At 51.7% G+C, this 22,395-nt stretch carries 22 protein-coding genes, 1 tRNA gene and 1 riboswitch; of the genes, 12 read left to right on the top strand and 11 right to left on the bottom strand.

The window, feature by feature from the left end; all coding sequences use genetic code 11:
• The first annotated feature begins 49 nt into the window (after positions 1-49).
• Positions 50-823, top strand: coding sequence for a zinc transporter ZupT (zupT, locus tag A7090_RS15975; RefSeq protein ID WP_073553523.1), 774 nt, complete (start codon positions 50-52; stop codon positions 821-823).
• A 61-nt stretch (positions 824-884) separates the two neighbouring features.
• Here the strand turns inward: zupT and yqiD are convergent, their stop codons facing one another.
• Positions 885-1,055, bottom strand: a complete 171-nt coding sequence (gene yqiD, locus A7090_RS26010; protein WP_000469266.1) for a protein YqiD — start codon at positions 1,053-1,055, stop codon at positions 885-887.
• 261 nt (positions 1,056-1,316) lie between these two features.
• Entirely contained in the window at positions 1,317-1,970 is a 654-nt protein-coding gene (gene ribB / locus A7090_RS15965; RefSeq protein WP_001076997.1) for a 3,4-dihydroxy-2-butanone-4-phosphate synthase, read from the bottom strand.
• Between the two features lie 103 nt (positions 1,971-2,073).
• Positions 2,074-2,222, bottom strand: a riboswitch (FMN riboswitch).
• A gap of 121 nt (positions 2,223-2,343) precedes the next feature.
• Between ribB and ubiK the strand changes: the two genes are divergently transcribed.
• On the top strand, positions 2,344-2,643 hold the full coding sequence (ubiK, locus tag A7090_RS15960) for a ubiquinone biosynthesis accessory factor UbiK (protein ID WP_123056961.1): 300 nt from the start codon (positions 2,344-2,346) through the stop codon (positions 2,641-2,643).
• A 34-nt stretch (positions 2,644-2,677) separates the two neighbouring features.
• Here ubiK and glgS read toward each other — a convergent pair whose 3' ends face one another.
• Complete coding sequence (glgS, locus tag A7090_RS15955; RefSeq protein ID WP_105274757.1) at positions 2,678-2,878, bottom strand: cell surface composition regulator GlgS; 201 nt, start codon at positions 2,876-2,878, stop codon at positions 2,678-2,680.
• A 268-nt stretch (positions 2,879-3,146) separates the two neighbouring features.
• Here glgS and A7090_RS15950 point away from each other — a divergent pair, with 268 nt between their 5' ends.
• The 3 genes from A7090_RS15950 to A7090_RS15935 all read left to right on the top strand — a co-directional run bounded on the left by A7090_RS15950 (position 3,147) and on the right by A7090_RS15935 (position 5,762).
• Positions 3,147-3,776 (top strand): OB-fold-containig protein, encoded by a 630-nt coding sequence (locus tag A7090_RS15950; RefSeq protein ID WP_105274756.1) that lies wholly within the window; start codon positions 3,147-3,149, stop codon positions 3,774-3,776.
• Positions 3,777-3,802: 26 nt separating this feature from the next.
• Positions 3,803-5,464 (top strand): flotillin family protein, encoded by a 1,662-nt coding sequence (locus tag A7090_RS15945; RefSeq protein ID WP_105274755.1) that lies wholly within the window; start codon positions 3,803-3,805, stop codon positions 5,462-5,464.
• A gap of 238 nt (positions 5,465-5,702) precedes the next feature.
• The gene (locus A7090_RS15935) at positions 5,703-5,762 is read left to right on the top strand and encodes a type I toxin-antitoxin system Ibs family toxin (RefSeq protein WP_072148302.1); all 60 of its coding nucleotides are present in this window, start codon (positions 5,703-5,705) and stop codon (positions 5,760-5,762) included.
• A gap of 120 nt (positions 5,763-5,882) precedes the next feature.
• On the opposite strand, the gene hldE is transcribed toward A7090_RS15935, so the two are convergent.
• From hldE to ygiF, 3 genes are read right to left on the bottom strand one after another with little or no spacing between them, the layout of a single operon-like run.
• Positions 5,883-7,316 (bottom strand): bifunctional D-glycero-beta-D-manno-heptose-7-phosphate kinase/D-glycero-beta-D-manno-heptose 1-phosphate adenylyltransferase HldE, encoded by a 1,434-nt coding sequence (gene hldE, locus A7090_RS15930; protein ID WP_105274753.1) that lies wholly within the window; start codon positions 7,314-7,316, stop codon positions 5,883-5,885.
• A 47-nt stretch (positions 7,317-7,363) separates the two neighbouring features.
• Complete coding sequence (gene glnE, locus A7090_RS15925; RefSeq protein WP_105274752.1) at positions 7,364-10,204, bottom strand: bifunctional [glutamate--ammonia ligase]-adenylyl-L-tyrosine phosphorylase/[glutamate--ammonia-ligase] adenylyltransferase; 2,841 nt, start codon at positions 10,202-10,204, stop codon at positions 7,364-7,366.
• A 22-nt stretch (positions 10,205-10,226) separates the two neighbouring features.
• Positions 10,227-11,528 (bottom strand): inorganic triphosphatase, encoded by a 1,302-nt coding sequence (gene ygiF, locus A7090_RS15920; protein ID WP_105274751.1) that lies wholly within the window; start codon positions 11,526-11,528, stop codon positions 10,227-10,229.
• A gap of 241 nt (positions 11,529-11,769) precedes the next feature.
• Here ygiF and A7090_RS15910 point away from each other — a divergent pair, with 241 nt between their 5' ends.
• Both A7090_RS15910 and cca read left to right on the top strand, forming a co-directional pair.
• The gene (locus tag A7090_RS15910) at positions 11,770-12,390 is read left to right on the top strand and encodes a TIGR04211 family SH3 domain-containing protein (protein ID WP_105274750.1); all 621 of its coding nucleotides are present in this window, start codon (positions 11,770-11,772) and stop codon (positions 12,388-12,390) included.
• A 63-nt stretch (positions 12,391-12,453) separates the two neighbouring features.
• Positions 12,454-13,692, top strand: coding sequence for a fused tRNA nucleotidyltransferase/2',3'-cyclic phosphodiesterase/2' nucleotidase/phosphatase Cca (cca, locus tag A7090_RS15905; RefSeq protein ID WP_105274749.1), 1,239 nt, complete (start codon positions 12,454-12,456; stop codon positions 13,690-13,692).
• Positions 13,693-13,795: 103 nt separating this feature from the next.
• Here cca and bacA read toward each other — a convergent pair whose 3' ends face one another.
• Positions 13,796-14,617, bottom strand: a complete 822-nt coding sequence (bacA, locus tag A7090_RS15900) for an undecaprenyl-diphosphate phosphatase (RefSeq protein WP_105274748.1) — start codon at positions 14,615-14,617, stop codon at positions 13,796-13,798.
• Between the two features lie 90 nt (positions 14,618-14,707).
• A complete protein-coding gene (gene folB, locus A7090_RS15895) occupies positions 14,708-15,076 on the bottom strand; it encodes a bifunctional dihydroneopterin aldolase/7,8-dihydroneopterin epimerase (RefSeq protein ID WP_105274747.1) in 369 nt (122 codons plus the stop codon).
• A gap of 104 nt (positions 15,077-15,180) precedes the next feature.
• Here folB and plsY point away from each other — a divergent pair, with 104 nt between their 5' ends.
• On the top strand, positions 15,181-15,798 hold the full coding sequence (plsY, locus tag A7090_RS15890) for a glycerol-3-phosphate 1-O-acyltransferase PlsY (RefSeq protein ID WP_105274746.1): 618 nt from the start codon (positions 15,181-15,183) through the stop codon (positions 15,796-15,798).
• A 44-nt stretch (positions 15,799-15,842) separates the two neighbouring features.
• On the opposite strand, the gene tsaD is transcribed toward plsY, so the two are convergent.
• Entirely contained in the window at positions 15,843-16,856 is a 1,014-nt protein-coding gene (gene tsaD / locus A7090_RS15885; RefSeq protein WP_105274745.1) for a tRNA (adenosine(37)-N6)-threonylcarbamoyltransferase complex transferase subunit TsaD, read from the bottom strand.
• 237 nt (positions 16,857-17,093) lie between these two features.
• Between tsaD and rpsU the strand changes: the two genes are divergently transcribed.
• The 3 genes from rpsU (at position 17,094) to rpoD (ending at position 21,201) form a co-directional block, all read left to right on the top strand.
• A complete protein-coding gene (gene rpsU, locus A7090_RS15875) occupies positions 17,094-17,309 on the top strand; it encodes a 30S ribosomal protein S21 (protein ID WP_001144069.1) in 216 nt (71 codons plus the stop codon).
• Between the two features lie 110 nt (positions 17,310-17,419).
• Positions 17,420-19,165, top strand: coding sequence for a DNA primase (gene dnaG, locus A7090_RS15870; protein WP_105274743.1), 1,746 nt, complete (start codon positions 17,420-17,422; stop codon positions 19,163-19,165).
• A 194-nt stretch (positions 19,166-19,359) separates the two neighbouring features.
• The gene (gene rpoD, locus A7090_RS15860) at positions 19,360-21,201 is read left to right on the top strand and encodes an RNA polymerase sigma factor RpoD (RefSeq protein ID WP_105274741.1); all 1,842 of its coding nucleotides are present in this window, start codon (positions 19,360-19,362) and stop codon (positions 21,199-21,201) included.
• An 80-nt stretch (positions 21,202-21,281) separates the two neighbouring features.
• Here the strand turns inward: rpoD and mug are convergent, their stop codons facing one another.
• Positions 21,282-21,788, bottom strand: a complete 507-nt coding sequence (mug, locus tag A7090_RS15855) for a G/U mismatch-specific DNA glycosylase (RefSeq protein ID WP_105274740.1) — start codon at positions 21,786-21,788, stop codon at positions 21,282-21,284.
• Between the two features lie 124 nt (positions 21,789-21,912).
• Between mug and A7090_RS15850 the strand changes: the two genes are divergently transcribed.
• Positions 21,913-21,988 (top strand) — tRNA-Ile (locus A7090_RS15850).
• Positions 21,989-22,219: 231 nt separating this feature from the next.
• On the opposite strand, the gene A7090_RS15845 is transcribed toward A7090_RS15850, so the two are convergent.
• A partial coding sequence (locus A7090_RS15845; RefSeq protein ID WP_198599560.1) for a transposase occupies positions 22,220-22,395 on the bottom strand: 176 nt, incomplete at its 5' end.

The raw sequence follows: 22,395 nt of genomic DNA, 5'->3' as shown, positions 1-22,395 counted from the left end.
AGTTATTTTGACGATCAGCCTGAAAGTGAAGATTTATAAGGAGTTGTCGATGTCAGTACCTCTCATTCTGACCATACTGGCGGGGGCAGCCACGTTTATTGGCGCGTTTCTCGGCGTTCTCGGGCAAAAACCCTCGAACCGCTTACTGGCGTTTTCGCTAGGATTTGCGGCGGGGATCATGTTGCTCATCTCATTAATGGAAATGCTTCCTGCCGCATTAGCCGCCGAAGGAATGTCGCCTGTGCTGGGTTATGGAATGTTTATCTTCGGTCTACTTGGCTATTTTGGCCTGGACCGCATGCTGCCGCATGCGCATCCGCAGGATTTAATGCAAAAATCGGTGCAGCCGTTGCCAAAATCGATCAAGCGCACAGCCATTTTGCTCACTCTCGGCATCAGTCTGCATAACTTCCCGGAAGGGATTGCTACCTTTGTCACGGCGAGCAGCAACCTGGAGCTGGGCTTGGGCATCGCGCTGGCTGTAGCATTGCATAATATTCCTGAAGGTCTGGCAGTTGCGGGTCCGGTTTACGCGGCAACGGGGTCAAAACGCACCGCGATTCTGTGGGCGGGGATTTCTGGTCTGGCAGAAATTCTTGGTGGTGTACTGGCGTGGTTAATCCTCGGTAGCATGATTTCTCCGGTGGTCATGGCGGCAATCATGGCGGCGGTTGCAGGAATTATGGTGGCACTCTCGGTTGATGAGTTAATGCCCCTCGCCAAAGAGATTGACCCCAATAATAACCCCAGCTATGGCGTGCTATGTGGAATGTCAGTGATGGGATTCAGTTTAGTACTGCTACAAACGGCGGGAATTGGTTAGTTAAAAGCAACATCAGAAGTTGTCCAACGTATGGACAACTTCTGCCAGCTTTACTAAAGCCCTATTCTACCTTTTCGGCTGTCTCTTCTCTCGTACTGTTTAAGTATTTGTTCCGCGCTTCAAGCAGTGCGTCTCTGTCCTGGCGAAACGCCCGACAATAACGTTTCAAATGCAGGAAATAACCCACCACAACCAGAGCAATCAATACAATCCAGTACCAGGCGATAAACATCCTTTTACCCTTAATATTTAACAATACTAAACATTTAGCGCATAAATTTCACATATCCTTTTTTGGATATATTCATATGGTCGCATAATAACGGAACAATTATATGATTTTGATCATAATGGAAAAGAATGCCTGATATTAATGAAACTTTCTCATAGAAATAGAAGCGGAATTAACATCTTGCATAGCAGGGAAAAATAAAAACCGAAGCCAGCTACAACTTCGGTTTCTTGATTAACGCAGTAAATTAAGCAGCGGTTTTCAGCTGGCTTTACGCTCATGTGCCTGACGGTATGCCACCAGGTCTTCAATGGTCACGAGCGCCATATTGTGTTTATTGGCAAACTCAATGCACTCTGGCGCACGAGCCATCGTGCCATCGTCATTGGTCAGCTCACACAGCACACCAGCCGGTTTAAAGCCGGCCAGCGTCATCAGATCAATAGTCGCTTCAGTATGACCACCACGTGTCAGTACACCACCAGCCTGAGCGCGAAGTGGGAAAACGTGACCCGGACGATTCAGATCTGACGGTTTTGCGCCATCGGCAATCGCTGCGCGAACGGTCGTAATACGGTCAGCGGCAGAAACACCGGTAGTCACACCTTCAGCTGCTTCAATGGTCACGGTAAAACCGGTGCCATAAGCGCTGGTGTTATTTTCTACCATCATTGGCAGATCGAGTTGTTTACGGCGATCTTCAGTGATGCACAGACAAACAATACCGCTACCGTGGCGAATGGTCAGTGCCATCTGCTCAACGGTCATGGTTTCTGCCGGGAAGATCATATCGCCTTCGTTTTCACGGTCTTCATCATCAAGCACCATTACACCGCGTCCTTCACGCAGCGCAGCCAGTGCATTTTCAACACGTTCGAAAGGCGTACCAAAAGAGGAAAGTAGCGTCTGATTCATGGTAAAAAAACCTCACTAAAATTATGGTTACCAGAATCAGGGCAGTCTTAGGAGTGGTGGCATGTAGCCAAAATAACGTGAGCGGGTCCATGCCCGACAGAATCGTTACTCTCTCCCATCCGGACTCTAACCGTCGGCCCCGGAATTACACCGGATCTGCTGTCCTTTGAGTTTACACCCAAAGCGCTCGCGGGCTTTCAACTGAGTTGATTTACCGCCGGTGGGGAATTTCGCCCCGCCCTGAGAATAAGCGGATTCACTATAACGCTAATGATTAGCGGCAGCAACGCATAGCTTCACATAATTCTGGTTTATGACTTACCCTTATCGCACTACAATGACACTCAACACCTATCAGTACAGGGAAACGACAATGATTGACCCGAAAAAAATTGAGCAAATCGCTCGCCAGGTTCACGAATCAATGCCTAAAGGAATCAGGGAGTTCGGGGAAGATGCGGAGAAAAAAATCCGCCAGGCCCTACAAGCGCAGCTGACGCGTCTCGATCTGGTAAGCCGCGAAGAATTCGACGTTCAGACGCAAGTCCTGTTACGGACTCGTGAGAAACTGGCATTACTGGAACAGCGCATCAATGAACTGGAAGCGCGCAATAATCCAGTAGCAGATCCTCAATCTCCTCCGGCTATCCCGTCTATTGATAAAGCAGAATAAAGCAACACAAAAACGGGCCAGACGGCCCGTAATATCAGTGTTCTAATTCAAGTTCTCTGGTTTGCATCATCTGTTGGCAATACCAGGAATAACGTGCGCAAAACCAGGTTCTATGTTCTTCATCCATGTTACCGGTAACGGCCAGGATATCGACCGGACGACCTTCCGCGTGCATTCTGGCAAAACTACGCGCCAGGAAATCGAAATTATTTAAGGAATTAAGACTATGATCCATAAGCACATCCTCCGGTTATCGCATACCTTTTAAGGCCATATGCTTTTTCTGATTTCAGTATTCCCCAATCAGTGTAGAGCCTTTAAACATAACGTGCGTAAATATATTGTCCCTGATCACACTTTCTAGTGAAAAATAAAAAAACGGATTAAAAGACTTTCTCTTCCAGAACTTATCTGACGCGTGTTATTATTAACACAAGCAAATGTAAGCAAGGAAACTATCCCGAAGTGAATGTTGCGTCACTAAATGGACATTGGAGTGACATATGATTTTATTCGCCGACTATAACACCCCTTATCTTTTCGCTATTTCCTTTGTACTTTTGATCGGCCTTTTAGAAATTTTGGCACTTATCTGCGGTCACATGCTCTCCGGTGCTCTTGATGCGCATCTTGACCATTACGATTCCATAACCACAGGTCATATTAGCCAGGCACTTCATTATCTCAATATCGGAAGATTGCCAGCTCTCGTCGTTCTCTGCTTACTCGCTGGTTTTTTTGGTCTTATTGGCATCCTGTTGCAGCATGCCTGCATCATGGTCTGGCAATCACCACTCACGAACCTGTTCGTGGTTCCTGTCAGTTTACTGTTCACAATTATTACAGTGCATTATACCGGTAAAATAGTTGCGCCCTGGATTCCACGCGACTATAGCTCAGCCATTACAGAAGAAGAGTATATTGGTAGCATGGCGTTAATTACCGGTCATCAAGCCACTTCAGGTAACCCCTGCGAAGGAAAACTCACCGATCAATTTGGCCAAATACATTATTTACTACTGGAACCTGAAGAAGGAAAGTTTTTCACTAAAGGAGACAAAGTGTTAATTATTTGCCGACTTTCTGCAACGCGATATTTGGCAGAAAACAACCCCTGGCCCCAAATATTGTAATTTATTAATCCAAAGGAAATTTAATAATGGATGATATTGTTAGTTCTGTGCCCTCCTGGATGTTTACCGCAATTATTGCCGTATGCATTCTGTTTATTATTGGAATTATTTTCGCCAGGCTCTATCGTCGCGCTTCGGCAGAGCAAGCATTTGTTCGTACTGGTTTAGGTGGGCAAAAAGTGGTGATGAGTGGTGGCGCAATCGTGATGCCAATTTTCCATGAAATAATCCCCATTAATATGAATACCCTGAAGCTGGAAGTCAGCCGCTCAACCATTGATAGCCTGATTACGAAAGATCGTATGCGCGTCGATGTCGTGGTCGCTTTCTTTGTGCGCGTAAAACCTTCAGTAGAAGGGATTGCCACTGCGGCCCAGACGCTGGGGCAACGCACCCTGTCACCTGAAGACTTACGTATGCTGGTTGAAGATAAATTTGTCGATGCCCTGCGTGCGACAGCAGCACAAATGACCATGCATGAGTTACAGGATACCCGCGAGAACTTCGTGCAGGGAGTACAAAATACCGTAGCTGAAGATCTGTCGAAAAACGGCCTGGAACTGGAAAGCGTTTCACTTACCAACTTTAACCAGACGTCGAAAGAACATTTCAATCCGAACAATGCCTTTGATGCCGAAGGTTTAACCAAACTGACTCAGGAGACAGAGCGCCGTCGCCGCGAGCGTAACGAAGTTGAACAGGATGTGGAAGTCGCAGTGCGTGAGAAAAACCGTGATGCGTTGTCGCGCAAGCTGGAAATTGAACAGCAAGAAGCGTTTATGACGCTTGAGCAGGAGCAGCAGGTTAAAACCCGTACCGCTGAGCAGAATGCGAAAATTGCGGCTTTTGAAGCTGAACGTCATCGTGAAGCAGAGCAGACGCGAATTCTGGCTGAACGACAGATCCAGGAAACGGAAATCGACCGCGAGCAGGCCGTCCGCTCCAGAAAAGTTGAGGCCGAACGTGAAATTCGCATTAAAGAGATCGAACAGCAACAGGTCACCGAAATCGCCAACCAGACGAAATCAATCGCCATTGCGGCAAAATCAGAGCAACAATCACAGGCAGAAGCGCGTGCCAATCTCGCACTTGCAGAAGCGGTAAGCGCCCAGCAAAACGTAGAAACCACTCGCCAGACAGCCGAAGCCGATCGTGCCAAGCAAGTGGCACTGATTGCCGCCGCACAAGACGCAGAAACCAAAGCAGTTGAATTGACTGTACAGGCAAGAGCAGAAAAAGAAGCCGCAGAGATGCAGGCGGCAGCTATCGTTGAGTTAGCCGAAGCTACGCGTAAAAAGGGTCTGGCAGAAGCAGAAGCACAACGTGCGTTGAACGACGCTATCAACGTACTTTCTGATGAACAAACCAGCCTTAAATTCAAACTGGCATTGTTGCAGGCGCTGCCTGCGGTAATTGAAAAATCCGTTGAGCCAATGAAGTCCATCGACGGCATCAAAATTATTCAGGTCGATGGGCTGAATCGTGGCGGCGCTGCGGATGATGCAACATCAGGTCGCGTTGGTGGAGGAAATCTGGCAGAACAGGCATTGTCTGCCGCACTCTCTTACCGCACACAGGCACCGCTGATTGACTCCTTGCTCAATGAAATTGGCGTTTCAGGCGGCTCGCTGGCGGCATTGACTTCCCCCTTAACCTCAACAACTCCCGTCGCAGAAAACGTAGAATAAATTTCCAGCTATGAACATCCCTGGCCCAAAAAGCCGGGGATTTTTTATATCTGCATTCCGCTAAAAGGTGCAAATGATCAGGTTGTTGCAGCATTTTGCGTGACCGCTCGGGGAAGGGAAAACTGCCTCTGGGAAAGCGTTGCGCGAGGTCTGGCGCTCATCAACAATCGGGGAGTCAGCAGGGGGCTGAAACGGGAAAGCCCCTCCCGAAGAAGGGGCCTTATAGAAGGAAAGGGTTATGATGAAGTTCGTCATCATACTGATTGTGTTGTTACTCGTAAGTTTCCAGGCTTATTAACAACCAATTCAGAGGGGGGAGAAATCCTCCCTTACCCTTGTTCCTTTACTCTAGGTTGAAAAAACAACAGCGTCAATAGGCCTGCCAGACACAAAGCGAGATCTGCGACTCGCTTTCCGGTTAGCCTTTTTTATCCAGTTGGATCTTCTTGATAATGTTAGTGGTCGAGCAACCATCTTCGAAGTTGAGCACCAGCACTTCGCCACCGTTGGCCCAGACCTCTTTACTCCCGGCGATCTCTTCTGGTTTATAGTCGCCACCTTTCACCAGCAGGTCTGGCAGGATCGCGGTGATCAAGCGCTGCGGCGTGTCTTCTTCAAACGACACTACCCAGTCGACCGCTTCCAGTGCGCCAAGCACAATCATACGCAGTTCGAGCGGGTTAACGGGGCGGGAATCACCTTTCAGGCGTTTGGTGGAGGCATCGCTGTTCACTGCGACAATCAAGCGGTCACCCAGTTTGCGGGCATTTGCCAGATAAGAGACGTGCCCGGCGTGCAGGATGTCAAAGACGCCATTGGTCATCACCACTTTTTCACCGCGTTTACGCGCTGCCGCTACGGCCAGCTTCAGCTCCTCTTCGGTCATCACACCAAAACCGGTGTCCGCACGTCCACGTACTGCGTTTTCCAGCTCAATCGGCGAAACCGTGGATGTGCCCAGTTTGCCAACCACCACGCCAGCCGCCGCGTTGGCAAAGTAGCAAGCCTCTTCCAGCGACTTACCCGCCGCCAGCGTTGCTGCCAGCACACCAATTACTGTGTCGCCCGCACCGGTAACGTCATACACTTCCTGCGCCTGAGTTGGCATATGCAGTGGCCCTTTAGCCGGTTGCAACAGCGTCATACCCTGCTCGGAACGGGTTACCAACAGCGCAGAGAGTTCGTAATCGGCAATCAGTTTCATGCCGCGTTCAACAATCTCTTCTTCGGTCTTACATTTACCGACAACAGCTTCAAATTCCGAGAGATTCGGCGTCAGCAGCGTAGCACCACGGTAACGTTCAAAATCGGTACCTTTTGGATCAATCAGCACCGGTACGCCTGCTTTACGCGCCAGCTGGATCATCTGCTGCACACTTGTCAGCGCACCTTTCGCATAATCAGAAAGCACCAACGCGCCAATCGAACTCAGCGCCTGATTAATCCGCTCGTGCAGTGGCTGCGGATCAACGCCTTCGAAACCTTCTTCGAAATCCAGACGGATCAGCTGTTGGTTGCGGGAAAGCACCCGCAGTTTGGTGATGGTCGGATGTGTCGGTACAGAAACGAAGTCGCATTTGACGTTGACATCGGCCAGGGATTTACTCAGCGCGCGCGCCGCATCGTCAATGCCCGTCAACCCGACCAGGCGAGCATTGGCACCGAGAGAAGCGATATTCATCGCCACGTTAGCCGCGCCGCCCGGACGTTCTTCGATGGCATTCACTTTAACCACGGGCACCGGCGCTTCCGGCGAGATACGGCTGGTGGGACCGTACCAGTAACGATCCAGCATCACATCACCAACCACCATCACTCCTGCACGTTCAAACTCTGGCAGAGTTACTTTCATTCCTGTCTCCTGAGAGATTCAAAATTTGTACGCGATGATACCATACTTCATTCTTCCTCCAGCCACTTCTGCCAGCTTGCCCGCACCAGATCACGCTCTGTGGTGAAGTAATCCTCCGGTACATGACCCGGCAATTCCTGTAATGCCAGATGATGAAGTTCATCGCGCAGCGTCGTGTAAGCACGGGTCAGTGCCATCGCTTCCTGCTCTTCCATAATGTCGTTTTGCGCCAGCAGTTCCAGAATACGCACGTTGTCTGACCAGCGCGTTAACTTCGGTTTTTCATGAGCGTAGCGCAACACCAGATACTGCGTAATAAATTCAATATCAGTAATTCCACCTTCATCGGCTTTGATATCAAAGCGATCGCGATGTTTATTACCGAGATGAGCGCGCATTTTCTCGCGCATTTCCCGCACTTCCGTTTGCAGAGTTTTACCTTCACGCGGCAGCGTCATAATCTCGCGACGCACCGCATCAAAGTGCGCGGTGAGCTGTGGATCGCCATACACGACACGCGCACGCACCAGCGCCTGATGTTCCCACGTCCAGGCCTCGTTTTTCTGATAATCGGCAAACGCTTCTGCGGAAGTAACCAGCATTCCCGCCGCCCCGGATGGACGCAGTCGAGCATCCACTTCATACAAAATGCCGGAAGAAGTACGCGTACTGAACAGATGCATAATGCGTTGCGCCAGACGCAGATAAAACTGTCGCCCGTCGATTTCCCGCTCGCCGTCAGTCACCGCATCCATTGGGCAATCATGGAGGAAGATCAGGTCAAGATCGGAACTGTAGCCTAACTCCCAGCCGCCCAGCTTGCCGTAGCCAACCACCGCAAAACCACGCCCTTCGCGTTCGTTCAGGTGATTCGGTTTACCGTAGCGGGCAACCATTTGAACCCACGCCTGCTGTACGACGGCATCTATCATGGCTTCAGCCAACCAGGTTAAGTGATCGCTCACTTTCATTACCGGCAGCGTACCGGCAATATCTGCCGCCGCAATACGTAACAGTTGCGCCTGTTTAAACTGACGCAACGCCTCAAGCTGTTGTTCTTCGTCATCTTCCGGTACGCGCAGCAAATACTGGCGCAGTTCATCACGGTAGGCATCAGTCGCCGTTGGTTGGTAGAGGGTATTTGGATCGAGCAATTCATCCAGCAATAACGGATAACGCGCCAGTTGGCTGGCTATCATCGGTGATGCGGCACACAGAGAAATCAAATGTTTAAGCGCCGCCGGGAATTCACTGAGCAATTCTAAATAGGTGGTGCGGGTAACAATCCCCACCAGCAAGGCCGTAATGCGCGACAGCGTGACAGCAGCATCTTCACGCGTACATACATCACTTAGCAGATGCGGCATCAGATGGTCGAGCACCTGACGTCCACGCGGCCCGATAGTGCGCTTATCCAGCTCTTTGCGGAAATCGGCAATCAGCGTCAGCACTTGTTTGCGTTCGTCCTCGCTAAGGTGCGCCAGCACTGGCGTGGTGTCATCTTCCTGCAACGCATCCTGCCACAACTCACGCCACTGTTCCGACAGCGATTCTTCCTGAGTTTCGCTTTCGTCGTCGCCAATCAATTCGTTAAATACCCGGCGTACATTGACCATGTGCTCAGCCAGCACCCCGGCCAGTTGCTGCCAGTCAGCAAAATCCATCGCCCACGCCAGCCGCGCACGGTTAAGCTCATCGGCTGGAAGCGTCTGGGTTTGTTCGTCGTTAATGCTTTGCAGCAAGTTTTCCAGACGCCGCAGGAACAGATATGCCACTCGCAATTGTTCGGCATCGTTTTCAGAAAGCAGATGCAGCGCGGCAATGGCACTGAGAGTGGGCAGCAAAGAGCGCGATTGCAGCGACGGTTCGCGCCCGCCGCGAATAAGCTGGAACACCTGGACGATAAACTCGATTTCGCGAATGCCACCCGCGCCAAGTTTGATGTTGTCGGTCAAACCACGACGGCGCACTTCACGGGCAATCATTCCCTTCATGTTGCGCAGCGACTGGATCACGCTGAAATCAATGTAACGACGGAAAACAAACGGACGCAGCATCGAACGCAACTCGTTAGCATAGATGCCATCGCTATCGCCCATAATCCGCGCCTTGACCATCGCGTAACGCTCCCAGTCGCGCCCCTGCTCCTGGTAATAATCTTCCAGCGCCGCAAAGCTCAACACCAGCGGTCCGCTTTCGCCAAACGGACGCAGCCGCATATCTACGCGATAGACAAAGCCATCCTGCGTCGGTTGATCCAATACTTTAATCAGCCGCTGGCCCATGCGGGTAAAAAACTGCGCATTATCTAATTCCCGGCGCCCGCCCTGCGTGCAACCATGTTCCGGCCAGGCAAAAATCAAATCGATATCGGAGGAGAAATTCAGTTCCCCGCCGCCCAGTTTGCCCATACCTAAAATCAGCAGCGGTTGCGCTTCGCCCTGCGCATTGCACGGCGTTCCCCACTCACGACAACAAGCGTCATACAGCCAGTCGCGCGCCGCGACAATCAGCGTCTCTGCCAGATGACTCAGTTGCTGCAAAATGCTCTCTTCAGTAACCAGTGCCAGCGTTTGCGCCCAGGCAATACGTACCATAATGCGCCGCCGGAACAGCCGCAGCTCGCGCATTAACCCAGTTTCGTCGTTCACATTACTGAGCGCATCCTGCAACCACACGCCGTAATGCTGCCATTCGTCGGCCTGCGGCGGCTGGCTTTCCAGTTCCGTCAGCCACTCTGGATGCGCAATTACGCTGTCTTGCACAAAATCACTGAAAGTAAGTACCGACTTCGCCTGTGCACTAAGTGATTCCTCGGCTAAAGGCGCTGACAGCCGCTCAACAACGGTCTGCCAGTACTGCTGTAACGGTGAAGAGAGCAGCTTCATAAGCGATTTTATCCTTGCCTGATTAACGTTTTCCGCTGTGCAACCAGAACGGTTCCTGATTGTTTGCCTCATTACGGAAATGTTCAATTTCAATGCGTTGCCCGGTCGCAATAGCGTGACGTAGCCCCTGCCAGTTCTCCAGCCAGGCTTGCGCGACGACAGGATCGTAGTAACCCGCCAGCAACAGTATTGAGTCAATGTCACGCGTCAGGCGCGGCAACTGGTCATGGTAGCGATCGCCTAACGGCTGGCAGAAAACGCTTTTCAGTTCAGCGGCATGGCGGGAAAGCTGGATATCGGCAAAGCGTTTAAAGGAATCGCTGATTTTGCTCTGTGCTTTGGCATCTAAAAACGGCTGCCAGGCTTTGCTTACCAGCCATTCGGTCAACGCCAGCTTCGCCATTGCGGTTTCGGTAGAGTAGACCGCCGTCACGGCAGACACCGCAGAAGCGATAGTTGCTTCGCATTGGGTCAGCAGGTCACGTAAGTGAGCACTCGCTTTACGCGGCACAATGCCACCGAATAGCACCAGCGTATGACGGACCAGGCCAATGGCTGCCAGCACCTGCTCTTTCGCCGCATCATTGCCGCGTACCCACAGTTCTTCATGATACTGCCATTGCGCTAACGCCAGCTCGAGCGCGGCTTCCAGCCCCTGTTCCACATCAGCTTTTGCCGCAACATGCAAAATGGTGGTGGGTTTAATTTCACGCGCAGGGTTGCCCTGCGCCAGATGATAGCCACGTGCCGCTTTGCTCAGGCTGCCCTGGCGTAATCCGGTTTGTGATACCAGTTGGTTCGCCAGTTTTAGCACCGCGCGCGTGTCGCCGCTAAGCAGTTCCAGTTCCAGCTCGCAGATAGGTTCAGCAAATTCACCGGCTTTCACCTCACCCTGGTCGAGAGCGATTTCAATCTGACTCTCATCCACGTCCACCAGCCATTTTTCGCGATAAAAATCGGTGCTGAACAGCGGTTGTACGCGGGAAGCGAGATCGGCAGGTAATTCGCCGTTAGGCCAGACTTCCGTCGGTAACTTCGCCAGGTCGAGCGTCGGTTCGCTCAACGCCACGTTATATTCCGGGCGCTGGTGTAAGCCGCCTGTTACTCTTCCTGCGACTTTCATGGTCATCTCATAGCGACCATTTTCGCCCCGAATACGTAAGCCCATGTCGTGCCCACGCAGCCAGTTATCCGGTGTTTCGTAATAAATATTCAGCAACTGCACGGGGTCATGGTGCTCGCCGCCCAGCGTATTGAGATGGTCACGCAATGCCTTAATGGCACTGTGATTAACAATAAACTTTAATTCGATTTCCTGAGCCATAGACTTTACTTATCGGTTATGTCACATAAGTGACGATGAACGGCGAACTTAATGCGATCTTTTTTGTCAGTAGATAGTATTTTGCGCCAAATTGCCATGCAACGGGCAATTTGACGGGCGTAAAAGTTTGAAGCAGTGGCAAGACCTGACACAGAGGATTCCTATTGATGTCGAATGCTTTGCGTAGAGACACTGATGCCACTACTATCGTTCCACTTTCCATGACAATAACGACAGCCTGATGCCAAAATTACGTCTGATCGGATTAACTTTACTCGCACTTAGCGCCACTGCCGTCTCACACGCCGAAGAAACTCGCTATGTTTCTGACGAACTGAATACCTGGGTCCGTAGTGGTCCGGGAGATCGTTATCGCCTCGTGGGCACGGTTAACGCCGGCGAGGAAGTGACCTTATTACAAACTGACGCCAACACCAATTACGCCCAGGTGAAAGACAGCTCTGGCCGTATCGCCTGGATCCCGTTGAAACAACTTAGCACTGAGCCAAGCCTGCGCTCCCGTGTGCCAGATCTGGAAAATCAGGTCAAAACCCTGACCGATAAACTCAATAATATTGATAACACCTGGAATCAGCGCACCGCAGAAATGCAGCAAAAAGTGGCGCAGAGCGACAGCGTGATCAACGGATTAAAAGAAGAAAATCAGAAACTGAAAAACGAGCTGATTGTCGCACAGAAAAAGGTCGATGCCGCCAGCGTGCAGCTGGATGACAAACAGCGCACCATCATCATGCAATGGTTTATGTATGGCGGCGGCGTGCTGGGGCTTGGCTTGCTGCTCGGTCTGGTACTGCCGCACCTGATCCCAACGCGCAAACGTAAAGATCGCTGGATGAGCTAAATCGCCTTCTTCGTTGCACTGTCTTATTATTAGGGATTGTATATTTGATGAAGGGATGATGGCGTGAAGATTTATCTGGTCGGTGGTGCTGTTCGGGATGCATTGTTAGGGCTACCGGTCAAAGACAGAGATTGGGTGGTGGTCGGCAGTACGCCACAGGAGATGCTCAATGCGGGCTACCAGCAGGTAGGCCGCGATTTTCCTGTTTTTCTGCATCCACAAACGCATGAAGAGTATGCGCTGGCACGTACCGAACGGAAATCCGGTTCCGGTTACACTGGTTTTACCTGCTATGCTGCACCGGATGTCACGCTGGAAGATGATCTTAAGCGCCGCGATCTGACCATTAATGCGCTGGCCCAGGACGATGACGGCGAGATTATCGACCCGTACAACGGTCTGGGCGATCTGCAAAATCGTCTGTTGCGCCATGTTTCCCCCGCTTTTGGCGAAGATCCGTTACGCGTACTGCGCGTGGCGCGTTTTGCTGCGCGTTATGCCCACCTCGGTTTTCGTATTGCCGATGAAACTCTGGCGCTGATGCGCGAGATGACCCACGCGGGTGAACTGGAACACCTGACGCCTGAACGGGTGTGGAAAGAAACGGAAAGCGCCCTCACCACCCGCAATCCACAGGTGTTCTTCCAGGTGCTGCGCGATTGCGGTGCACTGCGCGTTTTATTCCCGGAAATTGACGCCCTGTTCGGCGTTCCAGCGCCCGCCAAATGGCATCCGGAAATCGACACGGGTATTCACACTTTAATGACACTCTCAATGGCGGCAATGCTGAGTCCGCAGATTGATGTCCGTTTCGCTACCTTATGCCACGATCTCGGTAAAGGGCTGACGCCGCCAGAACTTTGGCCGCATCATCATGGTCACGGTCCGGCGGGTGTGAAATTAGTAGAACAACTATGTCAGCGTCTGCGCGTACCCAATGAAATTCGCGATTTAGCCAAACTGGTAGCCGAGTTTCACGATCTCATTCACACCTTCCCAATGCTGAACCCGAAAACCATTGTTAAATTGTTTGATTCCATCGACGCCTGGCGCAAACCGCAGCGTATCGAGCAACTGGCGCTGACCAGTGAGGCTGACGTGCGCGGCAGAACCGGGTTTGAATTGGCCGACTACCCGCAAGGCCGCTGGTTGCGCGAAGCCTGGGAAGTGGCGCAGTCAGTACCGACAAAAGCCGTCGTTGAAGCGGGATTTAAAGGTGTGGAGATCCGCGAGGAGCTGACCCGACGCCGGATTGCGGCGGTAGCCAGCTGGAAGGAACAACATTGCCCAAAGCCTGAGTAAATACTGGCTATTTTGCCAGATACGGCCTACGCGATCGTGGACAATTGTAGGCATGTAGGTCGGATAAGACGCCTCAGCGTCGCATCCGACACGATTCTTAACATCAAAAGAACACAACGTACACCGCAGCCGCCACAATAAAGCGATAAATGGCGAACGGGATAAACGAAATGCGCTTAATCAATTGCAGGAAGGTTTTAATCGCTATCAGCGCCACCACAAAAGCGGTGATAAACCCAACGGCAAACATCGGGATATCGCCGGTTGTCAGGAAACCCCAGCTTTTGTAGAGATCGAGCGCCGTTGCGCCCATCATCATCGGCACTGCCAACAAGAACGAGAACTCGGAAGCCGCGTAACGGCTCACCCCCATCAGCATCCCGCCTGAAATTGTCGCCCCGGAACGGGAGAAACCCGGCCACAGCGCCAGACACTGGAAACAGCCAATCATAAACGCCTGACGATAGGTCATATCATCCAGACCCGGCGCACGCGGCTCTTTCGGCTTCAGGCATTCGGCGGCAATCAGCAACAAACCGCCAACAACCAGCGCATACATCACATTTATTGGGTTAAACAATGACTTAATCGTGTCGTGGAACAACAGCCCCAGCACCACCGCCGGAATCATCCCCAGCAAAATGTGGATCAGCGTTAAGCGGCCTTTGCTTTCTCCTTCATGTTGCCGTGGGCGACCAAAATGAATGCCAATCAGGCCAAACAGACGCCGCCAGAACATCACTACCACCGCCAGAATAGACCCGAGTTGGATCACGACTTCAAAGGTTTTCGCCGTGTCGCCCTCAAATCCCAACAAGTGACCGACAATAATCATATGGCCCGTACTGGATACCGGCAGAAATTCTGTCAATCCCTCGACCACACCCAATATTGCCGCTATCAGCAGCGAGTGCATATCGCTCATCAATAAACCCCTAAATTATAAAAATGTAACGCTTGTCCGAACTACCGCAGTATGACCAGGTTATAACCGTTTGGTTTAACAGCTGTAAAATTAATTATTTTCTTTCAGATTATTGCCACGCTCAATGATTACGCCAACATTCGCCGCCCGCGCCACTGCGCCTGGCTTGCTGAGTTTGATACGCACCCACGGCGAGTTGAAGCGTGCTAACAGCAGCTCTGCTACCTCTTCTGCCACGCGTTCCACCAGCGCAAAACGCGCTCCCTCGACGTGGCTGACCACTGTTTCGGCGATATCAGCGTAGCTGAGGCAATCCGCTACATCATCACTTTTCGCCGCTTTACGGTTATCCCACGCCATTTCGATATCGAACACTAACTTCTGTTCGATGGTCTGTTCCCAGTCGTAAACACCAATAGTGGTGATTATCGAAAGTTGCTCTATAAATACAATATCCATCACGTCCTGCCTGCTTTTTGGCTAACCGGATACCACTTCCGGCGAAATGTGCGTATTATCCACAGATTCATCGTTGAACACGAATTTTCAAAACGGAACAGCTTATGAGTGTAATCGCGCCTGGAATGATCCTCATCGCGTACCTCTGCGGCTCCATTTCCAGTGCCATTCTGGTTTGCCGCTTGTGTGGGCTGCCCGATCCGCGAACCAGCGGCTCCGGCAATCCTGGCGCAACCAATGTATTACGTATCGGTGGCAAGGGAGCAGCCGTAGCAGTACTGATTTTCGACGTTCTGAAAGGAATGTTACCCGTCTGGGGCGCGTATGAATTAGGTGTCAGTCCCTTCTGGCTAGGCTTAATTGCTATCGCCGCCTGTCTTGGACACATCTGGCCCGTTTTCTTCGGTTTTAAAGGAGGGAAAGGCGTTGCTACCGCTTTTGGCGCCATCGCCCCGATAGGCTGGGATCTCACCGGAGTAATGGCGGGAACCTGGTTACTGACCGTGCTATTGAGCGGATACTCGTCGCTGGGAGCGATTGTCAGTGCACTGATTGCTCCGTTTTATGTCTGGTGGTTTAAGCCCCAATTCACCTTCCCGGTTTCGATGCTCTCTTGCCTTATCCTGCTGCGTCATCATGACAACATCCAGCGTCTGTGGCGTCGTCAGGAGACCAAAATCTGGACGAAATTCAAAAGAAAGCGCGAAAAGGATCCTGAATAAAAATTTTCAGCCTGCGGGTATACTTTACAGGCTGAAATACGCTTTTACGCAGCCGGTAACTCTGCCAGCGGCCAGCGCGGACGCACGCTAACGCCGAGATCTGCCGTTGCGCCAGCTTTAAAGCGCACCATTCCGGCATAGGCGATCATCGCACCATTATCAGTACAAAATTCCGGACGCGCGTAGAACACTTCGCCGCGGCGTTTTTTCATCATTTCGGCCAGTTTCGCCCGTAGCGTGCGGTTAGCACTCACGCCGCCCGCCATGACCAGTCGCTTAAAGCCCGTCTGATCCAGCGCTCGCTTACACTTAATCATCAACGTATCAACCACCGCATCTTCAAAAGCGCGGGCGATATCAGCACGCGTCTGGTCGTCGGTGCCGTTGTCACGAATGGTATTTGCCGCGAAGGTTTTCAGGCCGGAGAAGCTGAAATCCAGCCCCGGACGATCGGTCATCGGGCGCGGGAAAACAAAGCGCCCGGCTGTACCCTGCGCCGCCATTTTCGACAGTAACGGACCGCCAGGATAATCCAGCCCCAGCAGCTTCGCGGTTTTATCAAACGCTTCACCAGCAGCATCATCGATAGACTCGCCGAGCAGCTCGTACTGACCAATGCCAGTCACGCTGATTAACTGCGTATGACCGCCGGAAACCAGCAATGCGACAAACGAGAATTCAGGGGGATTATCTTCCAGCATCGGCGCTAACAGATGCCCTTCCATATGGTGTACCGGGATCGCCGGAACGTTCCAGGCAAACGCCAGAGAACGCCCCACGGTTGCGCCAACCAGCAGCGCACCGACTAATCCAGGGCCTGCGGTATAGGCCACAGCGTCAATGTCTTTTGCCGCTAAACCGGACTCTTTCAGCGCCGCCTGGATCAACGGTACAGTTTTACGCACGTGATCGCGGGAGGCCAGTTCAGGCACGACGCCGCCGTAGTCAGCGTGCAATTTCACCTGACTATACAATTGGTTGGCTAACAAACCTTTTTCATCGTCGTAAATGGCGATGCCGGTTTCATCGCAGGAAGTTTCAATACCCAGTACACGCATGACTTGTTTTACCTCGCTTTATTACCGCGCAGTGTAGGGCCAATGCGGGTTGATGTAAAACTTTGTTCGCCCCGGGAGTTAGCCTCGTGTATACTCATCACCCTTATAAAAGTCCCTTTCAAAAAAGGCCGCGGTGCTTTACAAAGCAGCAGCAATTGCAGTAAAATTCCGCACCATTTTGAAATAAGCTGGCGTCGATGCCAGCGGCAAACCGAATTAATCAAAGGTGAGAGGCACATGCCGGTAATTAAAGTACGTGAAAACGAGCCGTTCGACGTAGCTCTGCGTCGCTTCAAGCGTTCCTGCGAAAAAGCAGGTGTTCTGGCGGAAGTTCGTCGTCGTGAGTTCTATGAAAAACCGACTACCGAACGTAAGCGCGCTAAAGCTTCTGCAGTGAAACGTCACGCGAAGAAACTGGCTCGCGAAAACGCACGCCGCACTCGTCTGTACTAATTCACCGAGAGCGTTGCTCTCCGATCAGATCGAGTTGTAGTTGTAAGGCCGTGCTTCCGAAAGGAATGCGCGGCTTATTTTCGTTTATGAATTGCTAAAAATCGGGGCCTATGGCTGGACGAATCCCACGCGTATTCATTAATGATCTGCTGGCACGCACTGACATCGTCGATCTGATCGATGCCCGTGTGAAGCTGAAAAAGCAGGGCAAGAATTTCCACGCGTGTTGTCCATTCCACAACGAGAAAACCCCGTCATTCACCGTTAACGGTGAGAAACAATTTTATCACTGTTTTGGATGTGGCGCGCACGGCAACGCGATCGACTTCCTGATGAACTACGACAAGCTCGAGTTCGTCGAAACGGTCGAAGAGCTGGCAGCAATGCACAATCTTGAAGTGCCATTTGAAGCAGGCAGCGGCCCCAGCCAGATCGAGCGCCATCAACGGCAAACGCTTTATCAGTTGATGGACGGTCTGAATACGTTTTACCAACAATCTTTACAGCAACCTGTAGCCATATCTGCGCGCCAGTATCTGGAGAAACGCGGATTAAGCCACGAGGTCATCGCCCGCTTTGCGATTGGTTTTGCGCCCCCCGGCTGGGACAACGTCCTGAAACGGTTTGGCGGCAATCCAGAAAATCGCCAGTCATTGATTGATGCGGGCATGTTGGTCACTAACGATCAGGGTCGCAGTTACGATCGTTTCCGCGAGCGGGTGATGTTCCCCATTCGCGATAAACGCGGTCGGGTGATTGGTTTTGGCGGGCGCGTGCTGGGCAAAGATACCCCCAAATACCTGAACTCGCCGGAAACGGACATTTTCCATAAAGGCCGCCAGCTTTACGGTCTTTATGAAGCGCAGCAGGATAACGCTGAACCCAATCGTCTGCTTGTGGTCGAAGGCTATATGGACGTGGTAGCGCTGGCGCAATATGGTATTAATTACGCCGTTGCGTCGCTGGGTACGTCAACCACTGCCGATCACATACAGCTGTTGTTCCGCGCGACCAACAATGTCATTTGCTGTTATGACGGCGACCGTGCTGGTCGCGATGCCGCCTGGCGAGCACTGGAAACGGCGCTGCCTTATATGACAGACGGTCGTCAGCTACGTTTTATGTTTTTGCCTGATGGCGAAGACCCTGACACGCTGGTACGAAAAGAAGGTAAAGAGGCGTTTGAAGTGCGGATGGAACAGGCGATGCCACTCTCCGCATTTCTGTTTAACAGTCTGATGCCGCAAGTTGATCTGAGCACCCCTGACGGGCGCGCACGTTTGAGTACGCTGGCACTGCCATTGATATCACAAGTGCCGGGCGAAACGCTGCGGATATATCTTCGTCAGGAATTAGGCCACAAATTAGGCATACTTGATGACAGCCAGCTTGAACGATTAATGCCCAAAGCGGCAGAGAGCGGCGTTTCTCGCCCTGTTCCGCAACTAAAACGCACGACCATGCGTATACTTATAGGGTTACTGGTGCAAAATCCAGAATTAGCGACGTTGGTCCCGCCGCTTGAAAATCTGGATGAAAATAAGCTACCAGGACTTGGCTTATTCAGAGAACTGGTCAACACTTGTCTCTCCCAGCCAGGTCTGACCACCGGGCAACTTTTAGAGCACTATCGTGGTACAAATAATGCTGCCACCCTTGAAAAACTGTCGATGTGGGACGATATAGCAGATAAGAATATTGCTGAGCAAACCTTCACCGACTCACTCAACCATATGTTTGATTCGCTGCTTGAACTGCGCCAGGAAGAATTAATCGCTCGTGAGCGCACGCATGGTTTAAGCAACGAAGAACGCCTGGAGCTCTGGACATTAAACCAGGAGCTGGCGAAAAAGTGATTTAACGGCTTAAGTGCCGAAGAGCGATCGGGAAGCCCCCGACAGCCGCACTGAGAGGCAGCGGCAAATATATAAGTACGCCCTCGTAATTATCGTTGGCGGTAAACAACCGTTGGATTTCAGCATTAACGCCTGAAGGACATCGGGTCAATCGCCCAACACCAACCTCATGAAATAAGTGTGGATACCGTCTTATGGAGCAAAACCCGCAGTCACAGCTGAAACTTCTTGTCACCCGTGGTAAGGAGCAAGGCTATCTGACCTATGCCGAGGTCAATGACCATCTGCCGGAAGATATCGTCGATTCAGATCAGATCGAAGACATCATCCAAATGATCAACGACATGGGCATTCAGGTGATGGAAGAAGCACCGGATGCCGATGATCTGATGCTGGCTGAAAACACCGCGGACGAAGATGCTGCCGAAGCCGCCGCGCAAGTGCTTTCCAGCGTGGAATCTGAAATCGGGCGCACGACTGATCCAGTACGCATGTACATGCGTGAAATGGGCACCGTTGAACTGTTGACCCGCGAAGGCGAAATTGACATCGCTAAGCGAATTGAAGACGGGATCAACCAGGTTCAATGCTCCGTTGCTGAATATCCGGAAGCGATCACCTATCTGCTGGAACAGTACGATCGTGTTGAAGCAGAAGAAGCGCGTCTGTCCGATCTGATCACCGGCTTTGTTGACCCGAACGCAGAAGAAGATCTGGCACCAACCGCCACTCACGTCGGTTCTGAGCTTTCCCAGGAAGATCTGGACGATGATGAAGATGAAGACGAAGAAGATGGCGATGACGACAGCGCCGATGATGACAACAGCATCGACCCGGAACTGGCTCGCGAAAAATTTTCGGAACTGCGCGCTCAGTACGTTGTAACGCGTGACACTATCAAAGCGAAAGGTCGCAGTCACGCTGCCGCTCAGGAAGAGATCCTGAAACTGTCTGAGGTATTCAAACAGTTCCGTCTGGTGCCGAAGCAGTTTGACTACCTGGTCAACAGCATGCGCGTCATGATGGACCGCGTTCGCATGCAAGAACGTCTGATCATGAAGCTCTGCGTTGAGCAGTGCAAAATGCCGAAGAAAAACTTCATTACCCTGTTTACCGGCAACGAAACCAGCGATACCTGGTTCAACGCGGCAATTGCGATGAACAAACCGTGGTCGGAAAAACTGCACGATGTCTCTGAAGAAGTGCATCGCGCCCTGCAAAAACTGCAGCAGATTGAAGAAGAAACCGGCCTGACCATTGAGCAGGTAAAAGATATCAACCGTCGCATGTCTATCGGTGAAGCGAAAGCTCGCCGTGCGAAGAAAGAGATGGTTGAAGCAAACTTGCGTCTGGTTATTTCTATCGCCAAGAAATACACCAACCGTGGCTTGCAGTTCCTCGACCTGATTCAGGAAGGCAATATCGGTCTGATGAAAGCGGTTGATAAATTCGAATACCGCCGTGGTTACAAGTTCTCCACCTACGCAACCTGGTGGATCCGTCAGGCGATCACCCGCTCTATCGCGGATCAGGCGCGTACCATCCGTATTCCGGTGCATATGATTGAGACGATTAACAAACTCAACCGTATTTCTCGCCAGATGCTGCAAGAGATGGGCCGCGAGCCGACGCCGGAAGAGCTGGCTGAACGTATGCTGATGCCGGAAGATAAGATCCGCAAAGTGCTGAAGATCGCCAAAGAGCCAATCTCCATGGAAACGCCGATCGGTGATGATGAAGATTCGCATCTGGGCGATTTCATCGAGGATACCACCCTTGAGCTGCCGCTGGATTCTGCGACCACCGAAAGCCTGCGTGCGGCAACACACGACGTGCTGGCGGGCCTGACCGCACGTGAAGCGAAAGTTCTGCGTATGCGTTTCGGTATCGACATGAACACCGACCACACGCTGGAAGAAGTGGGCAAACAGTTCGACGTTACCCGCGAACGTATCCGTCAGATCGAAGCGAAGGCGCTGCGCAAACTGCGTCACCCGAGCCGTTCTGAAGTTCTGCGTAGCTTCTTGGACGACTAATCGGTAGGCCGGATCAGGCGTTACGCCGCATCCGGCACTTGTCCCTCTGCATAAACGCCACCTCTTAAGTGTGGCGTTTTTTATCGCCCATGCACCACCAGCGCCTGGTCCAGCTCGCGATACGCTTCCACCAGCTTTTCCAGTGAAACGCGACTCAAACCGCTGGGATTTGGCAGCAACCAAATCTGCGTCGCGCCAATGGTGAGCGTTTGTTTCCCCCACTGTGCCCCGCGCTGGCTGAATCCCTGTTCATATGCTTGTTTGCCCAGAATCGCCAACGCCTGCGGCTGATAATCTTCAATTTTTTCAACCAGCTTACGCCCGCCTGCGTGTAGCTCTTGCTTTGAAACTTCATTGGCTTGCACCGTTGGACGGTCTACCAGTTTGGTGACGCCACAACGATAATCCAGCAGATGCTGCGCCTCCTGCGGCTTCAACTGACGGTCAGTAAATCCGGCCAGATATATCACCTTCCAGAAGCGATTCGCCGGGTGGGCAAATGGAAAACCAGTCCCGGCAGATGAAAGCCCAGGATTGATACCGCAAAACACAACCCGTAATCCTGGAGCCAAAATATCCTCAACCATATTTACTCCTTTCTAACATCACCGGGTAAAGTATAACGGATTGAAAATACATTGTTTATAAAAACAGCAGGCGCGCGTTAATGGCTGGATTACGGCACGGAGTTACTTTATAATCCGCAGCCATGGCCCCTTAGCTCAGTGGTTAGAGCAGGCGACTCATAATCGCTTGGTCGCTGGTTCAAGTCCAGCAGGGGCCACCAAATAAAACAAAAGGACTTACGCTAAAAACGTGAGTCCTTTTGTTTTTCTGGGGATACTTCGGGGATACCGCAGAAAATGCGCGTCCCGCTTTTCATGCGGCCTACTATGCTGGCGTCAACGTAACGGCGTATTTTTTGTCTCCGCTGGGATCTCTTCTGCAACAACTGCGGCCGCTTTTTTAGCAAATGCCCCGTAAACCCTCGCCCAATCGGGCGGAGATATAAGGGGAGCTAATCAGGTGTTTTCTGCGATTCCACATACGCTTTCAGTGTTTCGATTGTTGCGCCGCCAGCACTACAGGCGAAATAGGAGCGTGACCAGAGCACCCCGCTATCACTCACCTTGCGTAAATTCGTATTCAGGATGCGCACACGGCGGCTACTGATCGACTTCAAATTATTTACCA

Source organism: Escherichia sp. MOD1-EC7003 (assembly GCF_002965065.1).
Lineage (GTDB): Bacteria > Pseudomonadota > Gammaproteobacteria > Enterobacterales > Enterobacteriaceae > Escherichia.
Note: the sequence above shows the minus strand (reverse complement) of the source record. Positions and strands in the feature narration are given on the sequence as shown.

Coding starts and splice junctions, on each gene's coding strand:
- zupT (WP_073553523.1), top strand. CDS start 50: ATGTCAGTACCTCTCATTCTGACCATACTGGCGGGGGCAGCCACGTTT.
- yqiD (WP_000469266.1), bottom strand. CDS start 1,055: ATGTTTATCGCCTGGTACTGGATTGTATTGATTGCTCTGGTTGTGGTG.
- ribB (WP_001076997.1), bottom strand. CDS start 1,970: ATGAATCAGACGCTACTTTCCTCTTTTGGTACGCCTTTCGAACGTGTT.
- ubiK (WP_123056961.1), top strand. CDS start 2,344: ATGATTGACCCGAAAAAAATTGAGCAAATCGCTCGCCAGGTTCACGAA.
- glgS (WP_105274757.1), bottom strand. CDS start 2,878: ATGGATCATAGTCTTAATTCCTTAAATAATTTCGATTTCCTGGCGCGT.
- A7090_RS15950 (WP_105274756.1), top strand. CDS start 3,147: ATGATTTTATTCGCCGACTATAACACCCCTTATCTTTTCGCTATTTCC.
- A7090_RS15945 (WP_105274755.1), top strand. CDS start 3,803: ATGGATGATATTGTTAGTTCTGTGCCCTCCTGGATGTTTACCGCAATT.
- hldE (WP_105274753.1), bottom strand. CDS start 7,316: ATGAAAGTAACTCTGCCAGAGTTTGAACGTGCAGGAGTGATGGTGGTT.
- glnE (WP_105274752.1), bottom strand. CDS start 10,204: ATGAAGCTGCTCTCTTCACCGTTACAGCAGTACTGGCAGACCGTTGTT.
- ygiF (WP_105274751.1), bottom strand. CDS start 11,528: ATGGCTCAGGAAATCGAATTAAAGTTTATTGTTAATCACAGTGCCATT.
- A7090_RS15910 (WP_105274750.1), top strand. CDS start 11,770: ATGCCAAAATTACGTCTGATCGGATTAACTTTACTCGCACTTAGCGCC.
- bacA (WP_105274748.1), bottom strand. CDS start 14,617: ATGAGCGATATGCACTCGCTGCTGATAGCGGCAATATTGGGTGTGGTC.
- folB (WP_105274747.1), bottom strand. CDS start 15,076: ATGGATATTGTATTTATAGAGCAACTTTCGATAATCACCACTATTGGT.
- plsY (WP_105274746.1), top strand. CDS start 15,181: ATGAGTGTAATCGCGCCTGGAATGATCCTCATCGCGTACCTCTGCGGC.
- tsaD (WP_105274745.1), bottom strand. CDS start 16,856: ATGCGTGTACTGGGTATTGAAACTTCCTGCGATGAAACCGGCATCGCC.
- rpsU (WP_001144069.1), top strand. CDS start 17,094: ATGCCGGTAATTAAAGTACGTGAAAACGAGCCGTTCGACGTAGCTCTG.
- dnaG (WP_105274743.1), top strand. CDS start 17,420: ATGGCTGGACGAATCCCACGCGTATTCATTAATGATCTGCTGGCACGC.
- rpoD (WP_105274741.1), top strand. CDS start 19,360: ATGGAGCAAAACCCGCAGTCACAGCTGAAACTTCTTGTCACCCGTGGT.
- mug (WP_105274740.1), bottom strand. CDS start 21,788: ATGGTTGAGGATATTTTGGCTCCAGGATTACGGGTTGTGTTTTGCGGT.